We start from the raw sequence: 26,743 nt of genomic DNA on the forward strand, positions 1-26,743 counted from the left end.
TCTGGCGAGATCGTCTCGCCGGACGCCAGAGCGCCCGGCGGCCCAGTTGGGCCACTGGCGCATGTGCGCCACCGGCGCGGGTAGCCTCCGGCGGTCCGTACGCTCCGCACACGACGAAACACGGGGGGTCTCGTGCACGACGTGCTCGATCCCGAATCCGAACGCGGCCGGGTCTACCGCTGCCTGGTCGGCCATCCGCAGGCGCGGGCCGCGGAACTGGCGGCCAGGGCGGGCCTGGAGGAGGGCGCCGTCCTGGCCGTGCTCAGGGGGCTCGCCGAGGAGGGCGTCGTGGTGGCCTTCGACCGCTCCGCCGCCGACCACTCCGCCGCCGGTGGCCACTCCGCCACCGCCGATGGCCACGACTCCGGCCGGGGGCGTGACGTCGGCAGGGACCACGACCACGGCTGGGAGGCGCTGCCGCCCGGCCGGATCGTCGAGGCGGTGCTGCAGAGCGACGCCCTGCGCCAGGCCACCGCCCGCCGGGCCGGCGCCGAACTGGAACGCCTCTACCGCTTCGCCCGGCGCGACGCCGGCACCTACGGCGCCCTGGAGGTGGTCGAGGACCGCGCCCAGGTGCTGGCGGCCAGCCGGCGGCTGCAACTGGCCGCCCGCCACCAGATACGGGTGATCGACGTGCCGCCGTACTCCGGCAGTACGGCCTTCTACCTCGACCAGGAGGTGCTGCAGCGCCAGCGGATGGCCGCAGGCGTGGCCTACCGCTCGATCTACCACGGCTGCGCCTTCGACGACCCGGTCGCCGGCCCCAACATGGCGCGCATGATCGAGGCGGGGGAGCAGGCCCGCACGCTGGACGATCCGCCGCTCAAACTGGCCCTGGGCGACGACGACCTCGCGATCGTCACGCTGCCCGCCGACGGGCGCCCGGGCGTGGTGTCCCTGCTGATCCGCCCCTCCGCCCTGCTGCGGGCGCTGGCCGCGGTGTTCGAGACGCTGTGGCGCCTGGCCGTCCCGGCCACGGTGGACGGCGTCGGCCTGCAGATCGACGACCGGGACCGCCGCATCCTCACCCTGATGGCCAGCGGCGCCACCGACGACGCCATCGCCCGCCGGCTGGGCCTGGGCCGGCGCACGGTGGTGCGCCGGGTCTCCGCGCTGCTGGCCCAGCTGGGCGCCACCACCCGCTTCCAGGCGGGCGTGCAGGCGGCCCGGCGCGGCTGGCTGTGAGCCGGTCCGCACCGGGCCGTCCTGCCCCGCCCCGGGGGGACGGGGGCGGGGCGGGGCAGGGTTTCAGGTGGTCAGCAGATGAGCGGTGGTCAGCAGGTGGTCAGCAGGTGACCGCCGGGCGGTCGCGGACCACCAGGTCGGGGCCGCCGCCGGTGGCGTCCAGCCAGACCACCCGGGTGCCCTGGTCGGCCGCGGGCTGGTCCTGGTCGCCGCGGTCGCAGGAGACGCGCTGCGGGGCGCCGCCGGCGAGCGGGACCTGCCACAGCTTGGGCAGCGCGGCGTTGGTCCAGCCGCCGGCCGGGGCGGGGCCCAGCAGCGAGTGCGGGACGGCCCGGTAGGTGACGGCCTGGTCGGAGGCGGTGATGAGGGAGCCGCGCGTGGGGGCGTTCGGCGCGTCGCCGGACAGCACCTCGCTGGTGCCCGAGCCGTCCAGGGCGCCGGAGCGGATCGAGCCGTGCGCACCGGCGTCCTCGCGCGGGATGTCCACCCACAGCAGCCGCCCGCCGGCCAGCCGGGTGCCGTAGGCCTCGCTCGGCCGGGCGCCGGCGCCGGCGTGCGCGGTGTACTGCGCGGTGACCCGGCCGGCGGCGATCGAGTAGACGGTCGGCGCGGTGACCTGCTGCTCACCCTCGTGCCAGGACTCCGTCCAGCCGAGGAGGCCGTCCCGCAGGGTCAGGTCCGACGCGCCGTGGCCCTCGGGCAGCGGGAGTTCGACGGCCGGGGCCCCGTCGTGGGACAGCCGGACGCCGGTGCGCCCGGCGTCGCGCACCAGGAAGGCGACGTCGCGGCCGGAGACCTGCACCCCGCTGGGCTGCTGGGTGGCCGAGTGGAACAGGCTGCGCACCGGGCCGGCGCCGGTCAGCGGTGCGGTCAGCACCTCCTGGCCCCAGCCCCGGGCGTCGGTGCCGACCGCGATCCAGACGGCGCCGGCGCCGTCGGTGGCGGCGTAGCTGTGGTAGCGGCCGTCGTCCGGGCTGAGCCGGACGGGGGCGGTGCGGCCGGTGGTCGGGCCGGTGTACAGGGCGTTCCGGTCGGTCCGGCCGGAGATGGGGCCCATCGCCACCCAGTGTCCGTCGGCGGCGGCGGGCAGGCTCATCGAGCCGGAGACGTCGGGCAGCAGCGTGCGGCTGTCCGTGCCGATCCGGTGCTGCCAGCCGGCCTTGATCCCGTGCGCGTCGAACGCGGCGGCCACCGTGCGCAGTTGGGCGCGGCTGAGGCCGAGCGAGCGGCCGGCGGCGAGCACCGCGTCACGTCCGTCGACGAAGTCGTCGAGCGGGGTGAGGTAGTCGGCGAGCGCCCGGTAGACGACCCGGTCGGCGGTGAGCGGGTCGAGGGTGCGCCGGATGTCCCACAGGGCGCCGGCGAAGACGGGGGAGTTGAGGTGCACCCCGCCGTTGTCGAGCGCGCCCGTGGCGCCGAGGTAGTCGGCGACGGTGGTGCGGTGGTCGTCCAGGTGGCGGTCCGCGCAGGCCTGCGGGGTGCCGGTGCGGCACTTGTCCTCGCCGAGCAGCGCCGCCTTCGGGTCGTTCATGGACAGGCCGCGGGCGGTCACCTGGATGGCGTTGCCGAAGTAGTCGGCGAGGGCCTCGTCCATCGCGCCGGACTGGCCGAGGTAGGTCAGGTTGGCGGTGTGCGCGACGACGCCGTGGGTCATCTCGTGCCCGGTGATGTCGAGCGCCGCCGAGAACGGGAAGTACGCCCCGCCGCCCGAGCCGTAGACCATCTTGGTCCCGTCCCAGTAGGCGTTGGCGTACGGCTTGCCGCCGCTGGTCACGTTGACCACGGAGACGATCGGGCCGCCCTTGCCGTCCAGGCCGTCGCGGCCCAGCCGGTCGCGGTAGAAGTCGTACACGGCGCCGGCGCCCAGGTGGGCGTCGGTGGCGCCGCTGGTGCCGGTGGCGGCGGGGAAGTCCGGCCCGGGGGAGGCCGCCGGGACGGCGTCGGCGGGCAGGGCGCCCACGAAGTCGTCCGCGTCCCGCCCGGCCGCGTCGTAGGTGGTGATGACGGAGTGCCGGGTGAGGTCGGTGAGCCGGTAGCCGCCGTCCGGCAGGCGGACCGCGTTCACCTTGACGGAGTTGCCGTGGACGTCCGGGGCGGTCCCGGTGGCGGGCTGCGGGTCGCCGCCGGGGGAGGGGGCGGCGTCCCCGGCGGGGGAGGGGGTGCGGGCGTCGTAGGCGAGGGCGACCACCCCGGCGACGGCGTCCACGTACACCTCACGGGCCGCCCGGTCGCCGCCGGCCGGGTCGGTGGTGCGCACGGTGAAGTGCCGGGCCAGCCGGCCGGCGCCGCCGGGCAGCACGACCGCCCCCCGGTCCTCGGCGGTGGCGCCCGCCCGGGCCCGCGCGTCCTGCACCGCGCCGAGCGCCAGCTCCCGCAGGGCGGCGTCCGGGACGGTGGCGGTGGTCGGGGCGCTCAGGCCGGTGAAGTACTTCCCGCCGACCGACTCGACCCGCTGCGCGGCGCCCTCGCCGGTCAGGTGCACCAGGTACTGCGCGCCGAACACCGGTATCCCGCCGTGGCGCTGCTCGAACCTGACGGTGCGCCGGCCGTCCGCGTCGCGCTCGGAGCCGGCCTCCACCAGCTCCCCGGGGTCGACCCGGTAGCGGTCGGGGTGGGCCGCCAGGTGGGCGCGGGCGGCGTCGGCCGGGGCGCCGGCGGCCGGCTCGGACAGGCCGGTGACCAGCTGCGGGGCGGCGGTGTCCTGGCCGGCCACCAGGGCGGGCACCGGATCGGGGGCGGCGTCGGCGGGCAGCGCCAGGGCGGGCGGCGCGGCCAGCGCCAGCACCACGGCGGCGGCGGTGGCGACGCCGAACGCGTGCGGCGTGCGGGTACGACGGAGCACGGGCGGTCCTCTCGCGGGGTCGGAAGCGGAAGGCGGCGGCACACCGCTGCGGCGGCCCCACCGACGCCCACGATAAGACACTCTCCGTCATATGTCGATTGACTGCTTATGGTTGGGGGGGGTGGCGGACGGCGGACGGCGGACGACGCAACCCCGGAATCCCCCAACCCGCCCCGCAGCACGAGCGATTCGTACAAGACGCCACCCCCGCGCCCACCCGACACTGCCCGCATGACCCAGCCCGCCCAGCCCGCCTACACCCCCGCCGCCGGCCGCCTCGCCCCCCTGCGCCTCTACGACCCGATCGTCTCCCTCACCCGCGAACGGCTCTGGCGCAGCCTCCTCGCCATGCACATCGCCCCGCGCCCCGACGACGTCATCGTCGACGTCGGCTGCGGCACCGGCTCCCTGGCCGCCCTCCTCGCCCGCGTCGAACCGCAGGCCCGCGTCATCGGCGTCGACCCCGACCCCGCAGCCCTCGACCTCGCCCGCCGCAAGGCCGCCGCCGTAGGCGCCGCACCGACCTGGCACACCGGCATGGGCGACGACCTCGCCGACATCGTCGGCCCCGCAACGGCCGACACCGCCGTCTCCAGCCTCGTCCTCCACCAGTGCCCCGTCCCGATGAAACGGGCCGTCCTCGCCGCCATGCACACCGTGCTGCGCCCCGGCGGCAAGCTGGTCATCGCCGACTACGGCCGCCAGCGCACCACGGCCATGCGCCTGGCCTTCCGCATCGTCCAACTCGCCGACGGCAAGGAGGACACCCAGCCCAACGCCGACGGCATCCTGCCCCGCCTGATCGCCGACGCGGGCTTCCGGGGCGTGCGCGAGGCCGAGACCGTCCCGACCGTCACCGGCTCGCTCTCCGTCTACGTCGCCCGCCGCGCCTGACCTGCCGGGCGCGCCCGCCGCACCCGACGCGGCGCCGGAACGGCCGCGCCCCGCGCCCCCGTTCCGGCGCCCGCACCCGGCCCGCGCAGCGCCGGCAGCACCTCCGACGGCGTCAACCCCGTCATCTCCCGCATCCGGCGCCCGAAATGCGCCTGATCCGCGAAACCGCCCGCCAGCGCCGCCTCCGCCAGCGTCCCGCCCCCACCCAGCACCCCGACCGCCCGCGCCAGCCGCCGCCAGATCCGCCACCGCGCCAGCGGCAGCCCCAACTGCCGCTGCGCCAGGGCCCGCAGACGCTGCGGCGACAACCCGACCAGGGCGGCCAGCCCCGACAGCGGCACCCGGTCGTCCGCCAGCGCCTGCATCGCCGCCCACAGCCGCGGATCCACCTCGGCCGACGGCAGCGCCCCGGCCGCCCGCAGATCCGCCTCCGTCAGCCCCCGCCACCGCGGCGCCACCGTCACACCCGCCCCGCACCCCGCTCGCAGCCGGTCCGCGAACGCACAGTGCGGATCCACGAAGAACACCAGCACCGACCGGGACGGCGCCATCCGGTGCCGCACCATCGGCGCCACCACCACCGCGTCCCCCCGGTGCCGCACCCCGGCCCCGTCCGTCACGCTCACCGGGCCCCCGCCCACCGCCACGGCCACCTGGAACGCGGCATGCCGGTGGAACACACTGTCCGCCAACGGCCCCCGGTACACCGCGTACCCGTCCCCCACCACCAACTCCGGCCCCACCCCGATCTCCACCCCCAGGATGCTGCCAGACCCCACCCCTACGGCGGCGACAGCAGGCCCAGGTCGCGGACGCGGGCGGCCAGGTTGGCGGCGAAGGCGAGGGTGCCGAGGAGGCCGGCCAGGGTCAGGACGACCCAGAACGGGATCGCCAGCAGGCCCGGCTTCTCGGTGATCATCCGGTCGCCGTCGACCCAGACCCGGGTGCGGTGGCCGTCCGGGAGGAGCTCGTGGGTCGGCCGCCGTTCGCTGGACTCCCGGTCGTCGACGCTCCAGTGGTACGTGCAGCCGTACACGTCGTGGCCCTGCCCCTGGTCGTCCAGCTCCCGGCCGGTGGTGCGGCAGTCGGTCACGGTGGCCGCCACCGCGCGCGGCTCGTGCAGCCGCAGCCCGACCGCGTGGGTGGCCTGGGCGGCCGCGAACACGGTGCCCAGGGCCACCGCCAGCAGCAGCACCACCCCCACGACGGAGGCCGCGTAGTCGGCCGCCGTGACCCGGCGGCCCAGCGGCACCGAGGCGGCGACGCCTGCCAGCAGGGCCACGCCGCAGACCACCAGCCACCCCCGCCGGTCGCCCGGCGCGTCCTGCGACTCCGCCCACACCACCGGCGCGGCCGCCACCCCCAGCACCGCCACGGCCGCCACCACCCCCGCCGCGCACAGCCGCTGGAACGCGCTCCAGCGGCCGGAAGCCTCCCGCCCCACCCCCGACCCCTCCCCCCTACGGACCCCTCTCCCGTCCTCTTCCCGCCCACCGGCGCCGACCCACCCCGCGACCGGCTTCCGCTCCCGACCGGTGACCGATCCGCGACATCGTCACACCCACGGACCACCCGACGACCCACCCGCCCCGCGTCCACCCCGCGCCCGCCGGGCGGCCCGGCGGGCGCGGGGCGGCCCGATCACCAGCGGTCGTGCACCTGCGCCCGGATCCGCCGGTCGTACAGCCCCCGCACGGCCTCCAGCACGTCCTGCGGCAGCGGCGCCAGCTCGGCCGCCGCCGCGTTCGCCCCCGCCTGCGCCACGTTGCGGGCCCCGGGGATCACCGACGTGACGCCCGGCTGCTGAACGACCCAGCGCAGCGCCGTCTGCGCCGGGCTCGCCCCCTCGGGCGCCAGCGCCGCGAAGTCGGCCGCCGCCGCCACACCCGTCGCGAAGTCCACCCCGGAGAAGGTCTCGCCCTGGTCGAAGGACTCGCCGTGACGGTTGTAGGTGCGGTGGTCGTCCGGGGCGAACACCGTCCGCTCGGTGTAGCGGCCCGACAGCAGCCCCGACGCCAGCGGCACCCGCGCCAGGATCCCCACCCCCGCCGCCGCGGCCGCCGGCAGCACCTCCTCCAGCGGCTTGAGCCGGAACGCGTTCAGGATGATCTGCACGCTCGCCACCCCCGGACGGGCGATCGCGGTCAGCGCCTCCGCACAGGTCTCCACGCTGACCCCGTACGCGGCGATCCGCTCCTCGGCGACCAGCGTGTCCAGGGCGTCGAACACCTCGTCCGAGGAGTAGACCGGCGTCGGCGGGCAGTGCAGCTGCACCAGGTCCAGCCGCTCGACCCCCAGATTGACCCGCGAACGGTCCGCCCAGTCCCGGAAGTTCGCCAGCCGGTAGTGCTCCGGCCGCTGCTCCACCCGGCGCCCGAACTTGGTGGCGACGAACACCCCCGCGTCCGGCCGCTCCCGCAGGTAGCGGCCGATCAGCCGCTCGCTGCGCCCGTCGCCGTAGACGTCGGCGGTGTCGAAGAGGGTGACCCCGGCCGCCACCGAGGCGTCCAGCACGGCGAGGGCGTCCTCCTCCCGCACCTCGCCCCAGTCGGCCCCCAGCTGCCAGGTGCCCAGACCCACCACCGACACACTCCGGCCCGTCCGGCCCAGTACGCGCTGCTCCATGCGCCCGAGCCTCTCACGCCCCGCGACCCGCCGCCCCCGCGCGGACCGGCACCCCGGCCGGGGCTCCGAGCAGGCCCCCGAGCAGGCCCCCGAACGCCGTGGCGGCGCACTACGCTCGACAGCATGGGCACGCCCGGAACCCCCGACACCGACCACGCCGACCGGACCGGCCACGCCGGCCACGCCGGCCGGGCAGAGCAGGAAGACCGCGCCGACGGGCCCGACGGGCCCGGCCTGGAGGCCCTGGTGCGGCTGCTGGCCGACCGCGGCGCGGTGGTCCTGAGCGGGGCCGGCCTGTCCACCGAGTCGGGCATCCCCGACTACCGGGGCGCCACCGGCCGCCGCCGCACCGCCACCCCGATGACGTACCAGGAGTTCACCGCAGGCGAGGCCGCCCGCCGCCGCTACTGGGCCCGCAGCCACACCGGCTGGCCGGCCATCGCCCGGGCCCGGCCCAACGCCGGCCACCACGCCGTGGAGCACCTGCGCCGCACCGGCCGCGTCACGGCGGTCATCACCCAGAACGTCGACGGCCTGCACCGCGCCGCCGGCACCGGCGCGGCCGTCGAACTGCACGGCCGGCTCGACCGGGTCGTCTGCCTCGACTGCCGGCACACCACCGCCAGGGCGGAGCTCGACCAGCGCCTGGAGGAGCTGAACGCGGGCTTCCGCACCGCCGGGGCCGTGCTGCGCCCGGACGGCGACGCCCACCTGCCGCAGGAGGCGGTGGACGCCTTCCGGGTGGCGCCGTGCCGGGTGTGCGGGGGAGTCCTCAAACCCGACGTGGTCTTCTTCGGCGAGAGCGTCCCGGCGCCCCGGGTCGAGCAGTGCTACGAACTGGTCGGCGCCGCAAGCTCGTTGATCGTCCTCGGCTCCTCGCTCAGCGTCCTGTCGGGGCTGCGCTTCGTGCGCCACGCCGTCCGGGAGCGGATCCCCGTCGCCATCGTCAACCAGGGCGCCACCCGCGCCGACGAGCTCGCCGCCGTGCGCCTCGACCGGCCGCTCGGCCCCACCCTGACCGCGGCCGCCCGCCTCCTGGACGCCACCGCACCCTGACGGGCACCCGCCCCGCAGCCCCGCCGACCCGGCACCGGTCACCGGCCGACCCGCCCGCCCGGCCCCGATGTCACGTTCCCGCCCCCCGTCCGGTCCTCACGGTGACGAGGGGCGCGGCCGCCTGCCGCGCCGACGGACCGGAGGAAGGGAAAGCCACCGTGGAGACCGTGACCGTGGAGACCGTGACCGTGCGACGGGTCATCGAGGCACCGATCACCGAGGTGTTCGACTGGTGCGCCACCACCACCCACTACACCCGCTCCCCGTACGTGCTGCGGGCCCGGCTGGCCCGGCCCGGCGCGGGCGCGCCCTACGGGGTGGGCGCGGTGCGGCGGCACACCTGGCTGATCGGCTGGTTCGAGGAGCGGATCACCGCCTACCGCGCACCGCACGCCTTCGACTACACCGTCGACCGCAGCTTCCCGCCGGCCCGGCACGACTCCGGCCGGATGACCTTCCAGGGGGTCCCCGGCGGCACCCTGGTGATCTGGACGACGGGCTTCGCGCTGCCCGTCCCCGTCCTCGGCCCGGTGCTCGCGCGGCGGGTCGCCGGGCCCGTCATCGGCCACGTCTTCCGCGGCATCCTCGACGCCGCGGCCGCGGAGCTGGAGACCAGCCGGACCCGCCCGCCCCGCTGAGGAACCGCTGCTGGGAACCGCCGGGGGAGCCGCCCCGGCGGGCGCCCATTGCGGTTGGATCACGGCGTGTCCGATTCATCGGTCATTGGGGGGGAGTGCGCCGATTCATTTTGTTGGCAGTGTTGTCAACGAACTCTCATAATTCCTGCTGAGCCGCGTGACGGGCGGTCCGGAGAGCCTCGGCAGGGGGAGTGGTTCTCGCGAGGGCCCGCACGCGCCATTCCACTTTTCCCCGGGGGAGTTCCTTGTCCGCGCCCGAAAACGAAAGCGCCGCCGCCGAGCCGTCGGTTCCGGCCCCGTCGGCCGCACCGGCTCAGCCGGCCCCGTCGGCCGCACCGGTCGTTCCCGTCGAGCCGCCGGCCGCAGCCGAGCCGCTGCCCGCGGTCGAGCCGGCGCCCGCGCCCGCCCGCCGCCTGCCGCGCGCCGTCGGCGTCGCGCTGGCCACCGCCGGCCTGCTCGCCGTCACGGCGACCAGCGCCGCGGTGACCGTCGCCGTCGGCAAGCCGGACGCCCGCCCGGCCGCCGCCGCGCCGCCCGCCACGGCCGCCGCCACGGCGAGCGCCTCGCCGACCGCGAGCGCGAGCCCGACGCCCTCCGCGGTGCCGGTCCCGGTGCCGACCGCCGTCCCGACCACGCCCAAGCCGGCCAGCACCGTCAAGGGCACCGTCAGCGGCGGCAAGCACGAGGGCGACCTGCGCTACTTCCTGCTCCCCATCCCCGACGGCGGCGAGTCCTACGGGCCCGCGGACGGGATGACCATGACCAACGACGACGTCGCGGACCTGTTCGGCAAGCAGGACGGCATCATGGACATCCTCGGCTCGTACGGGTACAAGGAGGGCGCCTCCCGGATGTACCGCACGGCCGACGGCAAGGCCGAGGTGACGGTCACCCTGCTGCGCTTCAGCTCCACCGCGATGGCCACCGAGTTCGTCAAGGGATACACCGTCAAGTCGCAGGACCCGATCGACATCGACGGCGACCCGAACGCCCACGGCTACGTCAAGAAGCCCAGGCAGCAGGCGTTCACCGGCTCGATGACCGGCATCTCCAGCCAGGGCGACGTCCAGTACACGATCGACGTCGAGGTCAAGGGAACGCCCGACAAGGGGCTGCTGAACACCCTGATGAAGCGCCAGCGCGAGTGGCTCGCTGGCGGCTGAGCCCGCGCCGCCGCCCGTCCACCCCTGACGCCACCCCCTTCTTTCCCTCCTCTGGAGCCACCTCGTGACCACCGAACCCGCGGAGCCGTCGCCCGACGCCGCGCCCGCACCGGCCGCGCCCGCCGCACCGGCCGCGCCGCCCGCGCCCGCAGCGTCGCCCTGGGCCGCCCCGTCCGCCGAGACGCCCGCCGCCGCACCGCCGGCCGGGCCCCCCGCGCCGCCCGCATCGCCCTGGGCCGGGCCGCCGCTCGCCCCCGACTTCGCAGCGCCCGCCCCCGAGCAGGCGCCCCGCGCCCCGCGCCGCCCCCGCCCCGTCCTGCTGACGGTGTGCGGCCTGGTGCTGGGCACCCTGGCCGGCGGCGGCGTCGGCTACGCCGTGCAGGCGCAGCGCCCGCCCACGCCGCTGCCGCCGCTGCAGGTCGCCCGCCCGTCCTACCCGGCCGTCGTGGTCGACCCGACCGCCTTCGCCGCCGAGCAGCCCCGGCCGCTGGCCATCGACGGTGACCTGCTGAAGCTGCTGATGAGCGCCCCGCAGGGCAGCGGCCCCTGGGGCGACTACCCGGACAAGCCGTCCTGGGTGTCGGTCGGCGAGCTCGCCGAGCGCGCCGGCAACTCCGTGCGCGAGTTCAAGGACCTCAACTCGCGCGGCTTCCGGCGCGCGGCCGAGGTCGACTGGAAGAAGGACGACGTCAAGTACCGGGTCTCGCTGATCCAGTACGCGCCGGAGAACGCGAGCGAGGCGAAGCTCCGCGCCTCCCTCTCCCACCTCCTGTCGTTCGCCGACGGCGCCAACGGCGGTTACAAGGTGGAGGACCAGCCCAGCCGCTGGGCCGAGACCACCGACCAGTACTACTACGGCGTCGCCGTCGCCCAGCGCGGCACGGTGCTGATGTCGGTCGAGGTCTTCGGCACCAAGCCGGTGAACCCCGACGTCGTGAAGGACCTCGCCAAGCAGCAGTGGGAGCGACTGGCATGACCGAGAACACCGTGACCGGGGCCGAGCACCCCGAGCAGGCCCCGGCCGCCGCCCGCCCCGCCTCCCGCCGCCTGCTGCGCGCGGGCGCCGCGACCGCCGCGGCGGCCCTGGCCGGCGTGGCCATCGGCATCGGCATCATCAAGACCCAGTACGACGACCCGGCCCCGGCCGTCGCCGCCGGGCCGTCCGCCGCGCCCGCCGCCCCCAGCCCCACCGCGACCCCGTTCGGCGCCAAGTCCAACGGCAACCACTTCGGTTCGCTGCGCGACCTGCTGCTGCCCGTCCCGGCCGGCTACGAGCTGGGCCCCGACCAGGGCGGCTACGGCAACGACACCGAGCTCGGCGCCGAGCAGCTCTCCGACGAGCTGGACGCCGAACTCCAGCAGATCCCCAAGGACAAGCGCGACAAGCTCCGCTCCTACTGGGACGGCCTGCACGTCAAGGCCACCGGCGTGCGCACCTACCGCACCAGCGGCGACGACCTGGTCATCGGCCTGAAGCTGCGCCAGTTCAACCAGCAGGAGGTGCAGAAGCTCAACGAGTACACCGCGGTCTTCACCGGCGACACCGGCCTGTTCCGGATCGGCCCGGAGGTCCCGGGACACCCCGAGGCGCACTGCTACCTGATGCCGGCCCCGCCGTCCGCGCCGATCGACTACCTGGAGTGCTCGGCCGCCGAGGGCGACCTCCTGGTGGTGATGAACGCCGAGGGCGTGGCACCGCTGCCCAAGGACAAGATCGTCGCCCTCTTCACGATGCAGCTCGACCGTCTCGCCAGCCCGGGAGCGTCCGCATGACCGACCACGCCACCCCGCCGCAGCCGTCGCCCCAGCCGCCGTCCGAGCTGCCGCCGCCCCCGCCGGCCCCGCCCGCGGCCCCGGCCCTCGCTCCCCTCGGCACCTCCGAGGTCATCGGCACCGCCCCGCAGGCCCCCGCGGCCCCCGAGACGCCCGAGGAGCGCGAGGCCCGCCTCGCCCGGCGCACCCGCCGCCGCCGGGCCGCGCTGCGCTGGAGCACCGCCACCCTCGTGTTCGCCCTCGCCGGCACCGGCGCCGCCCTGGCCGTCACCGCACCGGAGCGCACCGACATCCCCGGCCTGGCCACCGCGAGCGACGGCCGCTACACCTTCCCGCCGCTGGCGCTGCCGCCCCTGCCCGCCGGCAAGAGCGCACCGGACCCGAAGGGCAAGGGCCTGCACCAGGCGGACCTGCGCCACCTGCTGCTGCCCACCCCCAAGGAGGCCGGCGGCCCGCTGACCGCCCCGACCTTCCCCGCCCCGAGCGCGCCGCCCTCCGCCGGCCCGTCCGCGAGCGCCTCCGCCAGTGCCTCCGCCCCGGCGAGCCCCGCGGCGAGCGCGACGGCGTCCCCCACCCCCTCCGCGACGGGCCCGGCGCCCGCCGACTGGGTGCCCTGCGACGCCGTCCTCGCCGAGCAGCAGAACCCCGCCGCGCTGCGCGCCCTGCTCGTGCAGGACGCCTGCCGCGCGGCCACCGTCCGCGAGTGGACGGCCTCGGACGGCACCCGCACCCAGATCCGGCTGCTGCGCTTCGGCTCCTCCGCCGAGTCCTGGGACGTCTTCTCCTCGCTGCGTTCGGACAGCCTGCCCAAGGCCCTGCCCGGCGTGCGGGTCGCCGCCCGCGAGGGCTGGGACGCCGTCCCGGGCATCGACCTGTCGACGAAGGAGACCTCGGTGAACGGCGCCAAGGGCACCCCGACCGCCCGCCTCGCCTACCTCTCCGCCTCCGACGTCCTGGCCGTCATCACCATGACCAACCCGGACGGCGTGCCCGCGGCGGCCTTCCGCCAGGTCGTCACCCTGCAGTCCGACCTGCTCGCCTGAGCCGCCGTCCGCCCACCTCCGGGCCGGACACCCCGGGCCGGCCACCCGCCGAGCCGACCACCCCGCGGTGGCCGGACGACGGGTGGCCGGCCCGTTGTCGGTGCGGGGTGCCACGATGCCCGGGCCGCTCGCGCCCCCTGCACCCGGTCGACGACGCCGAGGCCTACGCCGACGCCGTCCGCACGGCCGACCTCGCCTTCGACGCCACCGTCCTCGACGACCCCGACGACGACCCGGAGGACCACCCCCTCGCCAGCGGGGCCGTCGCCGCCCTCGACCGCCTGTAGCACCGGCGCCGGTGGCCGGACGGGCGGGGCGTCAGCGCATGCCGCCGGAGGCGAGGATGACGTCCCCGGTGATCCAGCGCGCGTCGTCGGACGCCAGGAAGGCCACCAGCGGGCCGTAGTCGTCCGGGGTGCCCGTGCGGCCCAGCGGGGTGTCGGCGATCGCCTGCGCCTCCTGGGCGGAGCCGGGGAACCCCATGGCCCTGGTGCCCTCGGTGTCCGACGGCCCGGGCATGATCGCGTTGACCCGGATGCCGCGCGGGCCCAGCTCCTTGGCCGCCACGACGGTGAACGCGTTGACGGCGCTCTTGGACGCGACGTAGAGCGAGGCGTACGGCGGGTGGGTGAGGGTGCCGGCCGTCGAGACGTTGATGATCGACGCGGCGTCGACGTCGTCCTGCGCGGCCAGGGCCTGCGTGGTGAGGATGGTGCCCAGCAGGTTCGTGGTCAGCTCGCGCTGGAACTCCTCCTCGGTGATGGCCGACAGCGGGGCGAAGGCGGCCACGGCCGCGTTGTTCACGAGCACGTCGACCGGCCCGTACTCCTCGCGCGCACGGTCGAACAGGCCGCGCACGTCGTCGCCGCGGGCCACGTCAGCCCGGACCGCGATCGCCCGGCCGCCCCCGGCGGTGATGTCCGCGACGACCCGCTCGGCGCCCGCCGCGTCCTCCCGGTAGTTCACCACGACGGCGGCGCCGGTCCGGGCCAGCGTCTTGGCGATCCCCGCGCCGAGACCCTTCGACGCTCCCGTGACGATCGCCGTACGGGCGTTGTTGCTGCTCACAGTGACTCCTCGAACGTTGGTGCCTGCGGAAGTCACCGTAGGAAAGCTGGTTACTGCAGGGAAGTACCTACTTTTTTGTAAGCTCATGAGGTGATGGAAACTCAGCACGTCGCGACGGCCGCCCGACTCCTGGCCCACGACACCTTCGACAACAAGTGCGCGCTCAGGCCGATCATGGACCAGACGACGAGCCGCTGGGCGACACTGATCATCTCGGCCCTCGTCGCCGGCCCGCACCGCTTCGCGCAGCTGCACCAACGGGTCGGCGGCATCAGCCAGAAGATGCTGTCGCAGAACCTCAAGGCCCTGGTCCGGGCCGGGCTCGTCGACCGCGAGGTCGCGCCCACCGTCCCGCCCCAGGTCACCTACGCCCTGACGGAACTCGGCGTCGGCCTGGCCGGGCCGCTGACCGAACTCATCCAGTGGTTCGGCCGGCACGGGGACGAGCTCCTCGCCGCCCAGGAGCACTACGACCGGCAGCAGGCGTCGCCGACCGCGTGACGGTGCGCCACCGCCGTCCGGCCGCCGGGCCGCCGTGGCCCGGTCCGCCGGTGCGTCATGGTCCCGTCGCGGTGTCCGGGTCCTGGTCCGGTGTGCGGTCGGGGCGCAGGGCCGCGGCCACGCCGCAGGCCGCCGCGGCCAGGCCCAGCAGGGCGAGGGGCCGGGACCACTCGCCCGCCGCGGTGGGGGCGAAGGCCACCGGCAGGACCAGCAGGGCGGCGCCGGCGGCGGCCACCGCGGCGAAGGGGCGGACGGTGCGGCGCCGGGGGCCGAGCGCGTCGAGCAGCAGCAGGTAGCCGATGAGCAGGACGGTCACCGCGAGCGCCCGCCACAGCGGCGGCTCGCCGAGGGCGGCGAACAGGACGGCCGCGGTGGGCAGGAGAGTGGTGCGGGTGGCGGTCAGGCGCGCCGGCCAGGTCACCGGGTGGGCGGCCGCTCCCTCCGGGGCCGGCACGGCCGCCCAGAGCGCGCCGACGGCGACGGCCGCGACGCCGATCGGCCCGAACCGGGCGGTCAGCGTGCCCTCCCCGGTGCCGGCGGCGGCGAGGGCGAGGGCGGTGCCGGTGCCGCGCAGCGCGGCGGACTCGAGCCGCGGGGCCCAGGCGGCCCGGTCGGTCCACCCGCTCCACCCGGTGGACGGGCCGGTGCGGGGGCGGGGGGCCGGTGCGGCCACCGTGCGCCGCACCGGCGGCTTCGGCGCCCGCCCGCCCGCCGGGCCGTGCGTCGGCCTGCCGACGGGCCGGCCGGTGGGCCTGCCGGTGGGCCTGCTGGTGGGCTCGTTCACCGGGCCGCTCCCGTGATCCGGCGGCGCAGCAGCGGCGCGAGGGCGAGGTCCAGCGTCCGGCCCGGGGTGTGGCGCACCACCGGGATGCCGCGGCCGCGCAGGGTGGCGCGCATCGCCTCGCGTTCGGCGTGCCACAGGCGCAGCGCGAGGGCGTCGGTCTCGTCGTCGGGGTGCGTCGCCGGTTCGCCGACCGGGATCTCCACCACGACGAGCGGGTTGCCGCGTTCGCGGACCTGGCCGAGGACGTCGAGGATGCGCTGGTCGGCGAGCGGGGTGAAGGCGTAGACGAGGGCGTGGGCGGGCAGGGCCGCGAGCGGCAGGGGCGGGAGGGTGCCGTGCCGGGGGCGGTCCTGACGGACCTCCAGCACGCTCTCGACCATCCGGTAGAACTGCCGGTCCCCGCCTGCGGCGGTGAGCCGGCGCAGCTGTCCGCCGACGGCGACCAGGCCGATGCGGTCGTGGCGGCGCAGGTAGGCGCGGGTCAGGCCGGTGGCGGCGCGCAGGGTCTCGTCGAGGCTGCGCAGCCCGGTGGTGGCGTCGTGGAAGTCGGCGAGGGTGTCCAGCAGGACGACGGCGTCGGCGGCGCGTTCGGCGGCGAACTGGTTGATCTGGACGGCGTCGCGGCGGGTGGTGGACGGCCAGTGGATGCGCCGCTGCCGCTCGCCGGGCACGTGGGGGCGCACGCCGACGACCTCGACGCCGGCGCCCTCGTGCGCGGTGGTGTGCTCGCCGATCCGCTCGGGCAGGCGCACCGGGATCGGGGTCAGGTGGGCGGCGCCGGGGACGGGGAAGACGTCGACGGTGCCGAGGTCGGTGCGCAGGGTACGGCGGGTCAGGCCGCCGGCGTCGGGCACGTCGAGGTCGAGGACGCCCAGGTGGCGCCGGCCCCAGCTGTCGGCGCGCAGGACCAGGTCGACGCCGGTGGCGGTGACGGTCAGGGCGTCCAGGGACAGGCCGGGGCCCAGGGCCACGACGGGTTCCAGCGCACCGATCCGCCCGTCGTGGTGGACGGCGACCCGCACGGTGACGGGCTCGCCCTCGAAGCAGCGCGCCGGCCGGGTGGTGCTCTCGGCGGACAGCCGGGTGGGGCGGCTGCGCCCGGGGGCGGCGAGGGCGAGCAGGACGGCGGGTGCGGCGGCCAGGGCGAGCAGCCAGGCGTGGCCGGTGGCCAGGGCGGCGAGGGCCGCGGCGGTGGCGACGGTGAGCAGGCGCAGGGTCTGCTCGCCGGCGCGCCAGTGTGGCGGGGGCGGGCTGTCGGGCAGGCCGGCGGCGTGGGCCCGGGCGCTGCGGGCGGCGGCCAGCGCCTGGGCGCGCAGGGTGGCGCGGTCCGGGGCGGGCGCTGCGGAGGCGGGGCTCCCGGGGCGGGCCGGGTTCACGGGGTGACCGCGCGGGGCAGGGTCTGCGGTGCCGGGACGGAGCCGACCAGGCGCGCCACCACGTCGTCCGCCTCGATCTGGCGCACCCACAGTTCCGGCTTGAGCGTGATGCGGTGGGCCAGGGCGGGGACGGCGAGCGCCTTGACGTCCTCCGGGGTGAGGTAGTCGCGGCCCTCCAGCATGGCGCGGGCGCGGGCCAGTTGGATCAGCGCGAGGCCGCCGCGGGGCGAGGCGCCGACCTGGATCTGCTGGTCCTTGCGGGTGGCGTCGACGAGGGCGATCACGTACTCGACCAGGTCGTCGTCGACCTCGACCCGCTCCACCGCGGCCCGCATGGCGAGGAGTTCGGCCGGTCCGACGACGGTCTCCAGCACCGGTTCGGGGGCCGCCCGGTCGATCCTGGCGCGCAGCATCGCAGCCTCGGTGGCGGGGGAGAGGTAGCCCATCCGCACGCGCAGCAGGAAGCGGTCGAGCTGGGCCTCGGGCAGGGCGTAGGTGCCCTCGTACTCGATCGGGTTGGCGGTGGCGATGACCAGGAACGGGTCCGGCAGGCGGCGGGTGACGCCGTCGACGGAGACCTGGCCCTCGGCCATCGCCTCCAGCAGGGCGGCCTGGGTCTTGGGCGGGGTCCGGTTGATCTCGTCGGCGAGCAGCAGCCGGGTGAACAGCGGGCCGGGCCGGAACACCATCTCGCCGGTGCCGCGCTCGTAGAACGGGGCGCCGGTGACGTCCGAGGGCAGCAGGTCGGGGGTGAACTGGATCCGGCGGAAGTCGAGGCCGAGGGCGGTCGCGAAGGAGCGGGCCAGCAGGGTCTTGCCGAGTCCGGGCAGGTCCTCGATCAGGACGTGCCCGCCGGCCAGGGCGCCGAGCATGACCAGGCGCAGCGCCTCGGGCTTGCCGACGACGGCCCGTTCGATCTCCGCGACCACGGCGCGGGCGAGCTCCCCGGCCTTCTGCGGGGTGAGCACGGGGACGGCCCCCGGGGCGGCTTCCGGGGCGGCTCCGGGGTCGGTTTCCCGGTGACCGGGACCGGCGGGGGCGGTGGCTGCGGTGGTGTCGGCAGGGCTGGACGGGGCGGGCATGGCTCTCCTGCGGAAACGATGCGGTGGGTGGTGGGCCCGGGGCCGGGTCTGTGGGGCGCCGGCCCCGGCGGGTTCAGGTCACAGCGACTCGAGCCGGTCGACGAGGGCGCGCAGGACCGCTGCCGGCAGGGGCCCGGCCGGGGCCGGCGCCGCGGGGTCGATCCACGGCCACAGCCGGGGCCCGAGGAGTTCGGCGGCCCGCTCGCGGTCGGCCAGCAGGTGCACGCCGTGGCCCTCCGCGAGCCGGACGGCGTACAGCCGCTGGAGGCGGGTGCGCAGCGGCCCGGTGTCGCCCTGCGGGTCGAGGCCCTGGCCGACGGTCCAGCGCCAGTCGCCGAGGCCGGGCTCGTAGGCCTCCAGCTGCCGCGGCCGGCGGCGCAGGGGGGAACCCGTCGTGCCCGCGCCGGCCACGTGGCGGGCGGTGAGCAGGGCGGCGGCGGCCAGCAGCACGGCCCCGGCCCCGGCGCCGGGCCAGCCGCCGACCAGGGCGCACAGGACCTCGGCGAGGACGGCGGGGACGGCCAGTTCGAGCAGGCTGTGGCGCACCGAGCCCGGTACGGCGATCCCGCCCTCGGCCCCGCCGTCCGGCTGCCCGTTCTGCCCGGCCGCTCCGGCCTGCCCGGCCTCTCCGGTGCGTCCGGTGCGTCCGGTGCGTCCGATCGTGGGTTCGCCGCTCATCGGTTCCCTCCCGTTGCGCCCGCTGCGTCCGCCGCCGCCGTCGGGCCCGCCCCGGCGGCGGGGTCGGCGTCCGCCCCGGCCGGGTCGGTGGCCGCGAGCCGTGCGGCGATGGCGTCCAGGGCGGTACGGGCCCGGCGCACCCGGGCGTCGTCCATCGGGTGGGTCGAGTACCGGGCCTCCCGGAACAGTGCGGTGAGCGCCCGGGCCGCGCCGGGGTCGACCCGGTCGTCGGACAGGGCGCGCTCCAGCAGCTCCGTCGGGCTCTCCCAGGCCTGCCGGGGCAGTCCGGAGGCGGCCAGCGAGCCCTCCATCGCCGCGTAGCAGGCGATCACCGCCGCCCGGGCGTCGTCCCCCTCCAGCGCCCTGCGACCGGAGGCGACGGCCTCGGCGAGGGCGGCCTCGGGGCCGGCCGGCGCGGTGGGCAGCGGCGGGGGCGCCGGGCGGCGGTGGATGCGCAGGTGCCGCAGCGCCCGCACGAGGACGAACACGAAGGCGGCGACCGCGGCCAGGGCCAGGGAGCCGACCAGCACCACGAACAGCACGCCGAACCCCGGGTCGTCCGCCGGCTTCACCGGGGGCGGGGGCGGGCCCGGGGGGAGGTCCGGGAGGGGCAGCGGCGGCGGCAGCTGGGGCGCGTCGAGCGCCGCGGGCGCGGTGCGGCCGTGCAGGACCAGCAGCAGCACCGGCACCGCGGCGGCGGCCAGCGGCAGCAGGACCATGGCGGCCTCCCGCAGCCGTTCGGCCCGCGGCGTCGGCCCGGCCAGGTGGCGCACCTCCTCGCGGAAGCGCACGGCGAACCGTCCGACCAGGGCGGCCCAGCCGATCCCGATCAGTACCACGAAGCCGACGGCGCCCACCGGCCCGGTGGCCGCCGTGCCCAGCAGTCCGCCCTCGGGGCGCAGCGCCGCCGCGGCCGTCAGCAGTCCGACGACGACCAGCAGCGCGGCCACGTGCCGGCCCCCGGGCCCGCGTGTGCGGCCCATGTGAACCCCCCGGTTCCCCCTCGTGGCGCGCTTCCCGGCGCGCCGGTCCTGCAGCGTCGCACACCGACCGTCACGGTGTCACCTGCCGTCACTCCCGTCACCGCCGCCCCACCGGTCCGGCCCCGGCCCCGGTGCGGGGCCTGCGTAAGGATCCGGGTACGGGCCGGGGCGCCGGGGTCTCAGCCGGTGGTCTGCCCGGGCCGGCCCGGCACCCACAGCGGCACCGGGGTGCCGCACGGCATGGACCGGGCGGCCTCCGCCTCCAGCCACTCCTCGGCCCGCCCCGGGTCCCCGTCGCACAGGTCGACCAGCGCGGCCGCCGCGATCCGGGCGCAGGACAGCATGAGCGCCAGGGCGTCCTGGCGGTGGTGGTGCTCGCGCACGTACGCCTCGGCCCGCTCGTCGATGCGCCGCCCGTGGGCCTCCCGGTCCGCCACCGCGGCGGGCCCGTCCTCGGCCCAGGCGGCCTGCACGCCGTGCCAGACCAGGGCCAGCGCCGCCGGCTCGGCCGGGTGCGCCACCTCCTCCCGGCGGGCCTGCTCCCGGGCCTCGGCGGAGCGTCTGCCCAGCCACTCCAGCGCCTCCGCGCCGTCCCCGTGGCGGGCCCGCAGGACCAGCTCGCCCGCCCGGTAGGCCACCGAGCGCAGCACCTCTCCCGCGGGCACCCGAAGCCCGGGCGCGGCCGAGCCGCCGAAGGCCAGCCACGCGTCCGCGAACGAGGCCGCCCGCACCCGCCCCAGCCAGCCCGGCGCCCCCGAGGCCCCGTCCTGCCACTCCTGCGTACCCAGACGAACCAGGCCCACGGCGGCGAGCCGCACCGCGTCCCCGTCCAGGCCGAGCAGCCTTCCACTCCTCACCACACACCCCCACCAGCGGTCATCAACCCGTGACGGCACATCCCACCACAGAGGGACGCGGACGAACTAGAGCGGGTGGCGGTGCGATTTTTCACCCCACGCATCCGGGCCGCCCGACCGGGGGCCCGGCGGGGGCCTGCCGATCCCGCCGCCCCGGCCCCCGGGCGCGTGCCCGGGGACGGGGCTCGCTACGGTGGCGGCGGTCATGGCGGGGCGGTGAGCGGGGGGCGCGTGCAGCGGTGGCAGCGGGGTGCGGTCGTGACCTGGGCGGTCCTGGTGGCCGGGGGCGGCGCCGGGGTGCTGCTCCTCGACGACGGCGCCGACAGCACCCCGCAGCCGGCCCCGCCGGCCACCCCGGCCCGCACCCCGTCCGTCCACGCTCCGGGCGACCCCTGCAGCGGCCCCGACGTGATCTGCGCCGTCACCGTCCTGCCGGCGCCCTGACCACCCCGCCGACCGGGGGACGCTGCGGCGGGTGCGCCGCCGGGGCGCGGTGACGGAGCGTCAGGCGTGCTCTCCTCGACGGGCACCCGGCCATCGCCGACCCGCAGAGGAGAGACCATGCCCCGTCAGACCCGAACCGCCCGGCGCCCGCGCGCCGCAGGACGCGCCGCTGCCGCCGCCGCGGCCTGCGCCGCCCTGGCCCTGGTGGCCGCCACCCCGGCCGGCGCCGTCGCCCCACCGCTGTCCGACCCGCGGATCATCGCCCACTTCGACCTGGCCCAGGGTCAGCAGCCGGAGAACATCGCCCTCGAACCCGACGGCTCCGCCGACCTCACCCTGTCCTTCGCCCGCCAGATCGCCCGGGTCGACCCGGCCGGGGCCCTCACCGTCCTCGCCACCCTGCCCGCCCCCGCCCACCCGAACACCCCGCTCCTGGGTGCCGCGATCGTCACCGGCATCGCCCGCGCCCACGACGGCACCCTCTACTTCGGCTACGCCACCGGCACCGACGACCTGCACGGCATCTGGCGGCTGTGCCCGGGCGGGACGCCCGAGCGCATCGCCGCCCTGCCCGTCACCGGCTTCCCCAACGGCCTGGCCCTCGACGAGCACGAGGGCCGCCTCTACACCGCCGACTCCGCGCTCGGCGTGGTCTACGCGGTACCGGCGGCCGGCGGCACCGCGACGACCTGGTCCGACGACGCGTTGCTCAAGCCCGTCACCGCGTTCGGCGCCAACGGCCTGAAGGTGCACCACCACGCCGTCTGGGTCGGCAACACCGACACCGGCCAGCTGCTGCGCATCCCCGTCCGCCGGGACGGCTCGGCCGCGCCCGCCCGCGTCCACGCCGCGGGCCTCGACGGCATCGACGACTTCGCCTTCACCGGACACGGCGACGACCTGATCGCCGCCCTGAACGCGCCCGACGAGGCCGTCGAGGTGACGGCGGACGGCAGCCACCACACCGTCCTGACCGGCGCCGACGGCCTGTCCAACCCGACCTCGGTCGCGGTGCGCGGCGGGACGGTCTACGTCCCCAGCGCGGCCTACTTCACCCGCACCGACCCCAACCTGCTCCTCGCCGACCTGCACCGCTAGGGCGTGTCTTGTGGATCACTGCCGGGGTCGCGACGCCAGGGCACGCACTCCCCCAGCCTTCGGCCGGGGGTACCCCCACGCCGCGTTGTCGTCGGTCGCCGATGGCCCCCAGCCTGGCGGCCGGGAGGTGCCCCCACCGCATGGACTCTCCCCCAGCCTTCGGCCGGGAGGTGCCCCCATCCTCCGCCTTGCGATGCACGCACCCTGACGCCGCGACCTATCCGACAAGATCCACAAGACACGCCCTGGGCCCCGGCGGCCGGGGTCCGCGTACCGGGGAGGGTGTCCGGCAGCGGAGCCGGACACCCTCCCTCGCCCGCACTCCCACGGGGAGATCGTCGACCTGCCGGGCCGCTGCTCGGGCGCGGCGCCCGGTGCCGAACGCGGCGGGCGGGGCGGGCCGCCAGGACGCCGGTGTGAACGCCGCCGTGCAGCAGCCGGGTTCACCGTGACCGTCACGGATCCGCCCGCTCCGCCCGTCCACCCGCCGGCCGTTGCACGGGATCCCGGCCGGCTCCCCGGCGGCGCCGCGGCCGCCGGCCCGTGACCGGGCGTCAGGCCCGGACCGGTTGGGGCCGGAACCGGGTGGCGCGGGAGTAGACGGCGGTCACGCACGCCTCGAAGGCGGCGATGGCGAGCAGCGCGGGCCCGGCGCCCGACCGCAGCAGCAGCGCGCCGAGCGCCCCGCCGACGAACATCCCGAGGACGGTGGCGCTGCGCCGGGCCCGGACGAGGACCAGGCGCGGGGACGGCGCGGTGTGGATCGACAGCACGTCCGCCAGCAGCTTGACCAGGGTGATCTGCGCGACCGTGGTCGGCATCTCGGGGACCCCGGCCTCCAGCATCCCGCGGCTGCGCCACCCCATGGCGCCCGCGACCAGCGCGGCGACGAGGGCCTCGGCACCGCCGGGCAGTGCACCGGTGCCGCCGACCGCGGTGGCGTACCCGCCGGCGGCGGCCAGGGCCGCGGCCTCGGCGGCGAGGACCAGGACGAGCCAGCGCCGCCCCCGCCCGCTCGCCCGGGCGATGACGCTGTTCGCGGCCGCGGCCCCGATCACGAAGGAGGCCACCGCCTCGGCGGGGCGGGCGACCGGAATCCCGGCGGTCTGCGCGGCCCCGAAGCCGAGCAGCAGGACGTTTCCGGTGGCCAGCGCGGCGAAGGCGTGCCCGAGGCCGAGGAAGGTGACGGCGTCGACCGCGCCCGCGCTGACGGTCAGGGCGGACATCACCAGGCTGATGCGGACCTGGCTCCGGGTGGGATCGGCGGGCACGCCGTCAGTGTGCCCGGGGCGCCGGCCCGGTACGGGCCGTGACACACCGGCCGCGGGTGGCGCACGGCCGGGGGCGCGTCCTGCGGGTGGCGGACGGCCTGCGGGCGGCGTCGCCGCTCAGCGCGTTCCCGCGGCGTCCCCGCCCCCGCCGACGGTGCCCGCGGTGCGCTGGGCGTCGAGGCGGCCGTGGGCGTCGGCCCAGGTGATCGGGAGCTGCTCGACGGGGGTCTGCCAGAAGGTGAAGGTGGACTCCCGCATGGTGCCGCGCAGGCCCCGCATCACGCTGCGGTGGGGTTCGGCGGCGGCGAAGGCGTCGAGGGCCTCGCGGCTCTCCCAGGCGGACAGGGTGTAGAAGGTCCGGCGCAACGGGCGGGCGATCAGAGAGCCGCCGAGGGCACCGGGGGAGCGGCGCAGCTGGCGCCAGACGGTCATCGACCGGGCGAAGAAGCGCGGGACGTCGGACAGCGACCGGACCTCGAACCGGGAGGCCATGACGATCGCCGAGGTGCCGGGGGTGGCCGGGTTCGGGGCGGTCCAGGGCAGCGTGGGCATGGCTGATGCTCCTCGGGGAGGGGTCGGCGCCACATTGGGTAGTGGCACTATCTATGTTAGACAGTACCGGTATCCAAAAGCCAGGGGAGAACGCGCCCCGGGGAAGACGAAGCCAGAGGAAGGCCGGTGCAGCAGCAGTGCGCATCTCCGAACTGAGCCGCCGCAGCGGAGTCCCGACCGCGACCATCAAGTACTACCTGCGCGAGGGCCTGCTGCCGCCCGGCCGCGCCACCGCCGCCACCCAGGCCGAGTACGACGAGACCCACCTGCGCCGCCTGCGCCTGGTGCGCGCGCTGATCGGCCTGCGCGGACTGAGCGTCAGCGCCACCAAGGAGATCCTCGGCGCGGCCGCCGCCCACGGGGGGGAACGCCACCAGGTCCTCGGACTCGTCGTCGGCGCCCGCCCGGCCGACGAGGACGCGCCACCACCGGCCCCCGCCCCCGGCGCCGCCGAGGTGGACGCCCTGATCGACGGACTCGGCTGGGAGGTCTCCGCACACGCCCCCGCCCGCGCCGTCCTCGGCGAGACCCTGGAGACCCTGCGCTCCCTCGGCGAGGAGGTCTCCGCGGACGCCCTGCGCGGCTACGCCGCCCTCGCCGAGCGCACCGCCGCCCTCGACCTCGACCAGCTCGACCCCGACGCCGACCCCCTCGACCAGGCCGAGAGCGCCCTGCTGCGCACCATCCTGTTCGAACCCGCCCTGCTCGCCCTGCGCCGTCTCGCCCAGGAGAACGAGTCGGCCCGCCGCAACACCTGACCCCCTGTGGGAAAGCCGGCTGCCGGAGGGCGGGGTGCCAGGGGCCGGGCCGTCAGGCGGCCGGGGGCGGGGTCCAGGAGGGGGCGCGGCCGGTCAGGGTGAGCAGGCGCTCCATCGGGGTGGCGGCGGACGCGGCGACGGGTGGGCCGAACAGGCCGGGGAGGCCGTCCGGGTGGGCCTCGGCGACCGTGCGCACCCAGGCCGTGGCGGAGCCGATCGCCGGGGCGAGGGCGGGCAGGTCGCCGGGGAAGCGCTGCCCGGTGGCCACCGCGAGGTCCCAGCCGTGGACGAGCACCTCGTCGATCGCGGCGGCCCCCGCGACCTCGGCCGGCATCTCACCGCCGCCCACCGTCGCGGTGCCCGTCCAGGCCCCGGCGGGCTGCCAGGCTTCCGCCAGGGCGGCGAGCCGGGCGGGCAGGCTCTCGCGCCAGTCCCGGTCCAGCCGGGTGGCGTCCGGCACCCGGGCCCCGCCGCCGTCGGCCCGGACGGTCTTGGCCGCGGCGTCGTGGAACGCCTCGCTGAGGCCGGCGAGGTGGTCCAGCAGTTCCCCGACGGTGAGCGGGCCGCAGGGGGTGGGGGCGGTCAGCTGGTCGTCCCGCACGCCGCGGACCAGGCCGGCCACGACGGCAGTGGCCGGGCGCAGGTCCGTCCGCATCCCGGCCTCTCCGGGGGAAGGTGCCGTCATCGAAGCTCGCTCCTCGGATGTGCGGATGTGCGGATGTGCGGGCGGACGGGCGGACGGGCGGACGGGCGGGCGGGGCAGGGCCGTCAGGCGGCGGGCAGGCCGGCGTAGGCCCGTATCGCGGGGCGGTCCTGCGGCAGCCCCCAGGCCCTCAGGATCTCCAGGAAGTTGCCCCACCGCCAGGTGGGTTCGTCGAGGTCGGCCAGGGTGCGGACCAGGCGCCGGCGGCGTTCGTCGAGCTCGGCGAAGGGCGGCAGCGGCCCGGGGCGCGGCGGGCCGAACGCCAGGCGCAGGGCCGCCGTGGTGACGGCGAAGGCCGCGGGGCCCGACGTCCGGGCCAGGCCGTCGATGACCGCGTCCAGGGCCTCCTCGGGGTGGTCGGCGGCGAGCAGGGTGAGCGAGGCGGCGGCGTAGCCGCGCAGGTCCCCCTCGTGGAAGGCGACGCCGGGCGCGCCGGGCTCCGGGGGATCGGCCTCGGCGGCCGTCAGCTCGGTGAGCACCGCCGCCCCGAGGCCCTGGTCGGCCTCCCCGGTGCCGGCCGTGGGGGTGCTCGTGAGGCGGGCGAGGGCGACGGCGGCCGCCCAGCGCAGCAGCCCGTCGGGGGAGGCCAGGAAGGGGCGCAGACGCGGCACGAGCGGGGCGTCGCCGAGCAGCCCGACGGCGACCAGGGCGGTGGCGGCGACGGAGGAGTCCGGCCCCCCGGCTCCTTCGCCCCCGGAGCCGTGGGCGTCCAGCAGGGCGAGCAGGAGCGGCAGCGAGTGCGGGGCCTGCTCGGGGAACCAGGCCAGCAGGTACGCCGTCGCCGCGCGCACGCCCGCGTCGCCGTCCGCCAGCAGTGCGGCCAGCCGTGGCACCTCGGCGCGGACGGCGTCGTAGGCGCCGAGCTCCGCGTCCACCGAGCGCAGGTGCTCGTCAAGGTCGAACGTGCGGCGCCGGAACTCCCGGACGCGGCGCTCGCCCTCGTCGGGGGCCGCGGCGACCCAGGCGTCGAGCTCGGCGAGGACCGCCGCCCCGTCCTTCGCCGCCAGCTCGGCCCGCTCGTGGCGCCACTGTGCGATCGCCACCCCCGCGGGCAGGTGCGCCTCGTCGTAGCCGATCGCCAACGAGGCCAGCAGGCCGAGGACTTCGGCCCGGCCGGGCAGCGTGGCGTCCACGGCCAGCCGGGCCAGGAAGGGCACCGCGACGGCCGAGGCCGGATAGCGGCTGCCCTGGTGGAAGATGTTGCCGTACAGGGCGCCGAGCGCCCGGTCGCGTTCGCGCTCCCCGGGCCCGCACAGGGCGCGCAGCAGCCCCGGTACGTCGCCCGCCCCGCCGTAGGCGTGGTCGAGGCCGGCCCAGTCGATCGCGTCCAGGCCGTCCAGGGGATCCGTGGTCGTGCTCCTCATGCCCG

At 77.1% G+C, this 26,743-nt stretch carries 28 protein-coding genes; 13 read left to right on the top strand and 15 right to left on the bottom strand.

Going from position 1 to position 26,743, the window contains the following annotated elements:
* Nucleotides 1-141: 141 nt before the first annotated feature.
* Complete coding sequence (locus tag ACIA8Q_RS11985; RefSeq protein WP_360210548.1) at nt 142-1,185, top strand: LuxR C-terminal-related transcriptional regulator; 1,044 nt, start codon at nt 142-144, stop codon at nt 1,183-1,185.
* Nucleotides 1,186-1,285: 100 nt separating this feature from the next.
* On the opposite strand, the gene ACIA8Q_RS11990 is transcribed toward ACIA8Q_RS11985, so the two are convergent.
* Complete coding sequence (locus tag ACIA8Q_RS11990; RefSeq protein WP_396317087.1) at nt 1,286-4,027, bottom strand: M4 family metallopeptidase; 2,742 nt, start codon at nt 4,025-4,027, stop codon at nt 1,286-1,288.
* 231 nt (nt 4,028-4,258) lie between these two features.
* On the opposite strand from ACIA8Q_RS11990, the gene ACIA8Q_RS11995 reads away from it, so the two are divergent.
* Nucleotides 4,259-4,921, top strand: a complete 663-nt coding sequence (locus tag ACIA8Q_RS11995) for a class I SAM-dependent methyltransferase (RefSeq protein ID WP_396317088.1) — start codon at nt 4,259-4,261, stop codon at nt 4,919-4,921.
* Here the strand turns inward: ACIA8Q_RS11995 and ACIA8Q_RS12000 are convergent.
* From ACIA8Q_RS12000 to ACIA8Q_RS12010, 3 genes are all read right to left on the bottom strand, one after another.
* A complete protein-coding gene (locus tag ACIA8Q_RS12000; protein ID WP_396317089.1) occupies nt 4,900-5,628 on the bottom strand; it encodes a helix-turn-helix domain-containing protein in 729 nt (242 codons plus the stop codon). The two genes, ACIA8Q_RS11995 and ACIA8Q_RS12000, sit on opposite strands and share 22 nt — an antisense overlap.
* A 74-nt stretch (nt 5,629-5,702) precedes the next feature.
* Nucleotides 5,703-6,365, bottom strand: coding sequence for a hypothetical protein (locus ACIA8Q_RS12005; protein ID WP_396317090.1), 663 nt, complete (start codon nt 6,363-6,365; stop codon nt 5,703-5,705).
* A gap of 197 nt (nt 6,366-6,562) precedes the next feature.
* On the bottom strand, nt 6,563-7,546 hold the full coding sequence (locus tag ACIA8Q_RS12010) for an aldo/keto reductase (RefSeq protein ID WP_387902577.1): 984 nt from the start codon (nt 7,544-7,546) through the stop codon (nt 6,563-6,565).
* 123 nt (nt 7,547-7,669) lie between these two features.
* Here ACIA8Q_RS12010 and ACIA8Q_RS12015 point away from each other — a divergent pair, with 123 nt between their 5' ends.
* The 7 genes from ACIA8Q_RS12015 to ACIA8Q_RS12045 all read left to right on the top strand — a co-directional run bounded on the left by ACIA8Q_RS12015 (nt 7,670) and on the right by ACIA8Q_RS12045 (nt 13,506).
* Entirely contained in the window at nt 7,670-8,602 is a 933-nt protein-coding gene (locus ACIA8Q_RS12015; RefSeq protein ID WP_396317091.1) for an NAD-dependent protein deacetylase, read from the top strand.
* A 158-nt stretch (nt 8,603-8,760) separates the two neighbouring features.
* Nucleotides 8,761-9,240: an SRPBCC family protein gene (locus ACIA8Q_RS12020; RefSeq protein WP_396317092.1), complete on the top strand. Its 480-nt coding sequence runs from the start codon at nt 8,761-8,763 to the stop codon at nt 9,238-9,240.
* A gap of 245 nt (nt 9,241-9,485) precedes the next feature.
* Entirely contained in the window at nt 9,486-10,403 is a 918-nt protein-coding gene (locus ACIA8Q_RS12025) for a hypothetical protein (protein WP_360210530.1), read from the top strand.
* Between the two features lie 64 nt (nt 10,404-10,467).
* Nucleotides 10,468-11,379, top strand: a complete 912-nt coding sequence (locus tag ACIA8Q_RS12030; RefSeq protein ID WP_396317093.1) for a hypothetical protein — start codon at nt 10,468-10,470, stop codon at nt 11,377-11,379.
* On the top strand, nt 11,376-12,176 hold the full coding sequence (locus ACIA8Q_RS12035) for a hypothetical protein (protein ID WP_360210526.1): 801 nt from the start codon (nt 11,376-11,378) through the stop codon (nt 12,174-12,176). The genes ACIA8Q_RS12030 and ACIA8Q_RS12035 overlap by 4 nt, the downstream gene beginning before the upstream one ends.
* A complete protein-coding gene (locus tag ACIA8Q_RS12040; protein WP_360210524.1) occupies nt 12,173-13,219 on the top strand; it encodes a hypothetical protein in 1,047 nt (348 codons plus the stop codon). Before ACIA8Q_RS12035 ends, ACIA8Q_RS12040 begins: the two co-directional genes overlap by 4 nt.
* Before the next feature lie 107 nt (nt 13,220-13,326).
* Complete coding sequence (locus ACIA8Q_RS12045; protein WP_360210522.1) at nt 13,327-13,506, top strand: hypothetical protein; 180 nt, start codon at nt 13,327-13,329, stop codon at nt 13,504-13,506.
* A gap of 31 nt (nt 13,507-13,537) precedes the next feature.
* Here the strand turns inward: ACIA8Q_RS12045 and ACIA8Q_RS12050 are convergent, their stop codons facing one another.
* Complete coding sequence (locus ACIA8Q_RS12050) at nt 13,538-14,287, bottom strand: SDR family oxidoreductase (RefSeq protein WP_360210520.1); 750 nt, start codon at nt 14,285-14,287, stop codon at nt 13,538-13,540.
* 93 nt (nt 14,288-14,380) lie between these two features.
* Between ACIA8Q_RS12050 and ACIA8Q_RS12055 the strand changes: the two genes are divergently transcribed.
* A complete protein-coding gene (locus ACIA8Q_RS12055; protein WP_360210518.1) occupies nt 14,381-14,788 on the top strand; it encodes a helix-turn-helix domain-containing protein in 408 nt (135 codons plus the stop codon).
* A 55-nt stretch (nt 14,789-14,843) separates the two neighbouring features.
* On the opposite strand, the gene ACIA8Q_RS12060 is transcribed toward ACIA8Q_RS12055, so the two are convergent.
* The 6 genes from ACIA8Q_RS12060 to ACIA8Q_RS12085 all read right to left on the bottom strand — a co-directional run bounded on the left by ACIA8Q_RS12060 (nt 14,844) and on the right by ACIA8Q_RS12085 (nt 20,548).
* Complete coding sequence (locus tag ACIA8Q_RS12060; protein ID WP_396317094.1) at nt 14,844-15,572, bottom strand: hypothetical protein; 729 nt, start codon at nt 15,570-15,572, stop codon at nt 14,844-14,846.
* Nucleotides 15,569-16,948, bottom strand: coding sequence for a DUF58 domain-containing protein (locus ACIA8Q_RS12065; RefSeq protein ID WP_396317095.1), 1,380 nt, complete (start codon nt 16,946-16,948; stop codon nt 15,569-15,571). Before ACIA8Q_RS12065 ends, ACIA8Q_RS12060 begins: the two co-directional genes overlap by 4 nt.
* Nucleotides 16,945-18,030 carry an AAA family ATPase gene (locus ACIA8Q_RS12070; RefSeq protein WP_396317096.1) on the bottom strand — a complete coding sequence of 362 codons (1,086 nt, stop codon included), beginning with the start codon at nt 18,028-18,030 and terminating at the stop codon, nt 16,945-16,947. Before ACIA8Q_RS12070 ends, ACIA8Q_RS12065 begins: the two co-directional genes overlap by 4 nt.
* A 78-nt stretch (nt 18,031-18,108) precedes the next feature.
* A complete protein-coding gene (locus ACIA8Q_RS12075; protein WP_360210510.1) occupies nt 18,109-18,708 on the bottom strand; it encodes a hypothetical protein in 600 nt (199 codons plus the stop codon).
* Entirely contained in the window at nt 18,705-19,691 is a 987-nt protein-coding gene (locus tag ACIA8Q_RS12080) for a DUF4129 domain-containing protein (protein WP_360210508.1), read from the bottom strand. The genes ACIA8Q_RS12075 and ACIA8Q_RS12080 overlap by 4 nt, the downstream gene beginning before the upstream one ends.
* Before the next feature lie 179 nt (nt 19,692-19,870).
* On the bottom strand, nt 19,871-20,548 hold the full coding sequence (locus ACIA8Q_RS12085; protein ID WP_360210506.1) for a hypothetical protein: 678 nt from the start codon (nt 20,546-20,548) through the stop codon (nt 19,871-19,873).
* Between the two features lie 258 nt (nt 20,549-20,806).
* Here ACIA8Q_RS12085 and ACIA8Q_RS12090 point away from each other — a divergent pair, with 258 nt between their 5' ends.
* Together ACIA8Q_RS12090 and ACIA8Q_RS12095 are read left to right on the top strand one after the other, a co-directional pair.
* Nucleotides 20,807-20,992, top strand: coding sequence for a hypothetical protein (locus ACIA8Q_RS12090; RefSeq protein ID WP_360210504.1), 186 nt, complete (start codon nt 20,807-20,809; stop codon nt 20,990-20,992).
* A gap of 117 nt (nt 20,993-21,109) precedes the next feature.
* Nucleotides 21,110-22,090 (top strand): hypothetical protein, encoded by a 981-nt coding sequence (locus ACIA8Q_RS12095; RefSeq protein ID WP_396317097.1) that lies wholly within the window; start codon nt 21,110-21,112, stop codon nt 22,088-22,090.
* 554 nt (nt 22,091-22,644) lie between these two features.
* On the opposite strand, the gene ACIA8Q_RS12100 is transcribed toward ACIA8Q_RS12095, so the two are convergent.
* Together ACIA8Q_RS12100 and ACIA8Q_RS12105 are read right to left on the bottom strand one after the other, a co-directional pair.
* Nucleotides 22,645-23,361 (bottom strand): YoaK family protein, encoded by a 717-nt coding sequence (locus ACIA8Q_RS12100; RefSeq protein ID WP_360210500.1) that lies wholly within the window; start codon nt 23,359-23,361, stop codon nt 22,645-22,647.
* 117 nt (nt 23,362-23,478) lie between these two features.
* Nucleotides 23,479-23,913, bottom strand: a complete 435-nt coding sequence (locus tag ACIA8Q_RS12105) for a DUF3291 domain-containing protein (RefSeq protein WP_360210498.1) — start codon at nt 23,911-23,913, stop codon at nt 23,479-23,481.
* Between the two features lie 137 nt (nt 23,914-24,050).
* On the opposite strand from ACIA8Q_RS12105, the gene ACIA8Q_RS12110 reads away from it, so the two are divergent.
* Nucleotides 24,051-24,671, top strand: coding sequence for a MerR family transcriptional regulator (locus ACIA8Q_RS12110; protein WP_396317098.1), 621 nt, complete (start codon nt 24,051-24,053; stop codon nt 24,669-24,671).
* Between the two features lie 52 nt (nt 24,672-24,723).
* Here ACIA8Q_RS12110 and ACIA8Q_RS12115 read toward each other — a convergent pair whose 3' ends face one another.
* Nucleotides 24,724-25,356, bottom strand: a complete 633-nt coding sequence (locus tag ACIA8Q_RS12115; RefSeq protein WP_396317099.1) for a TIGR03086 family metal-binding protein — start codon at nt 25,354-25,356, stop codon at nt 24,724-24,726.
* Between the two features lie 83 nt (nt 25,357-25,439).
* Entirely contained in the window at nt 25,440-26,738 is a 1,299-nt protein-coding gene (locus tag ACIA8Q_RS12120; RefSeq protein WP_396317100.1) for a hypothetical protein, read from the bottom strand.
* Nucleotides 26,739-26,743: the final 5 nt, after the last annotated feature.

The sequence above is a fragment of the Kitasatospora sp. NPDC051705 genome, from assembly GCF_044453265.1.
Classification (GTDB): Bacteria; Actinomycetota; Actinomycetes; order Streptomycetales; family Streptomycetaceae; genus Kitasatospora.

Bases quoted from the DNA above. Each gene is read 5' to 3' on its own strand.
- ACIA8Q_RS11995 (WP_396317088.1), top strand. From the start codon at position 4,259: ATGACCCAGCCCGCCCAGCCCGCCTACACCCCCGCCGCCGGCCGCCTC.
- ACIA8Q_RS12010 (WP_387902577.1), bottom strand. From the start codon at position 7,546: ATGGAGCAGCGCGTACTGGGCCGGACGGGCCGGAGTGTGTCGGTGGTG.
- ACIA8Q_RS12015 (WP_396317091.1), top strand. From the start codon at position 7,670: ATGGGCACGCCCGGAACCCCCGACACCGACCACGCCGACCGGACCGGC.
- ACIA8Q_RS12035 (WP_360210526.1), top strand. From the start codon at position 11,376: ATGACCGAGAACACCGTGACCGGGGCCGAGCACCCCGAGCAGGCCCCG.
- ACIA8Q_RS12040 (WP_360210524.1), top strand. From the start codon at position 12,173: ATGACCGACCACGCCACCCCGCCGCAGCCGTCGCCCCAGCCGCCGTCC.
- ACIA8Q_RS12055 (WP_360210518.1), top strand. From the start codon at position 14,381: ATGGAAACTCAGCACGTCGCGACGGCCGCCCGACTCCTGGCCCACGAC.
- ACIA8Q_RS12070 (WP_396317096.1), bottom strand. From the start codon at position 18,030: ATGCCCGCCCCGTCCAGCCCTGCCGACACCACCGCAGCCACCGCCCCC.
- ACIA8Q_RS12075 (WP_360210510.1), bottom strand. From the start codon at position 18,708: ATGAGCGGCGAACCCACGATCGGACGCACCGGACGCACCGGACGCACC.
- ACIA8Q_RS12080 (WP_360210508.1), bottom strand. From the start codon at position 19,691: ATGGGCCGCACACGCGGGCCCGGGGGCCGGCACGTGGCCGCGCTGCTG.
- ACIA8Q_RS12095 (WP_396317097.1), top strand. From the start codon at position 21,110: ATGCCCCGTCAGACCCGAACCGCCCGGCGCCCGCGCGCCGCAGGACGC.
- ACIA8Q_RS12105 (WP_360210498.1), bottom strand. From the start codon at position 23,913: ATGCCCACGCTGCCCTGGACCGCCCCGAACCCGGCCACCCCCGGCACC.
- ACIA8Q_RS12115 (WP_396317099.1), bottom strand. From the start codon at position 25,356: ATGACGGCACCTTCCCCCGGAGAGGCCGGGATGCGGACGGACCTGCGC.
- ACIA8Q_RS12120 (WP_396317100.1), bottom strand. From the start codon at position 26,738: ATGAGGAGCACGACCACGGATCCCCTGGACGGCCTGGACGCGATCGAC.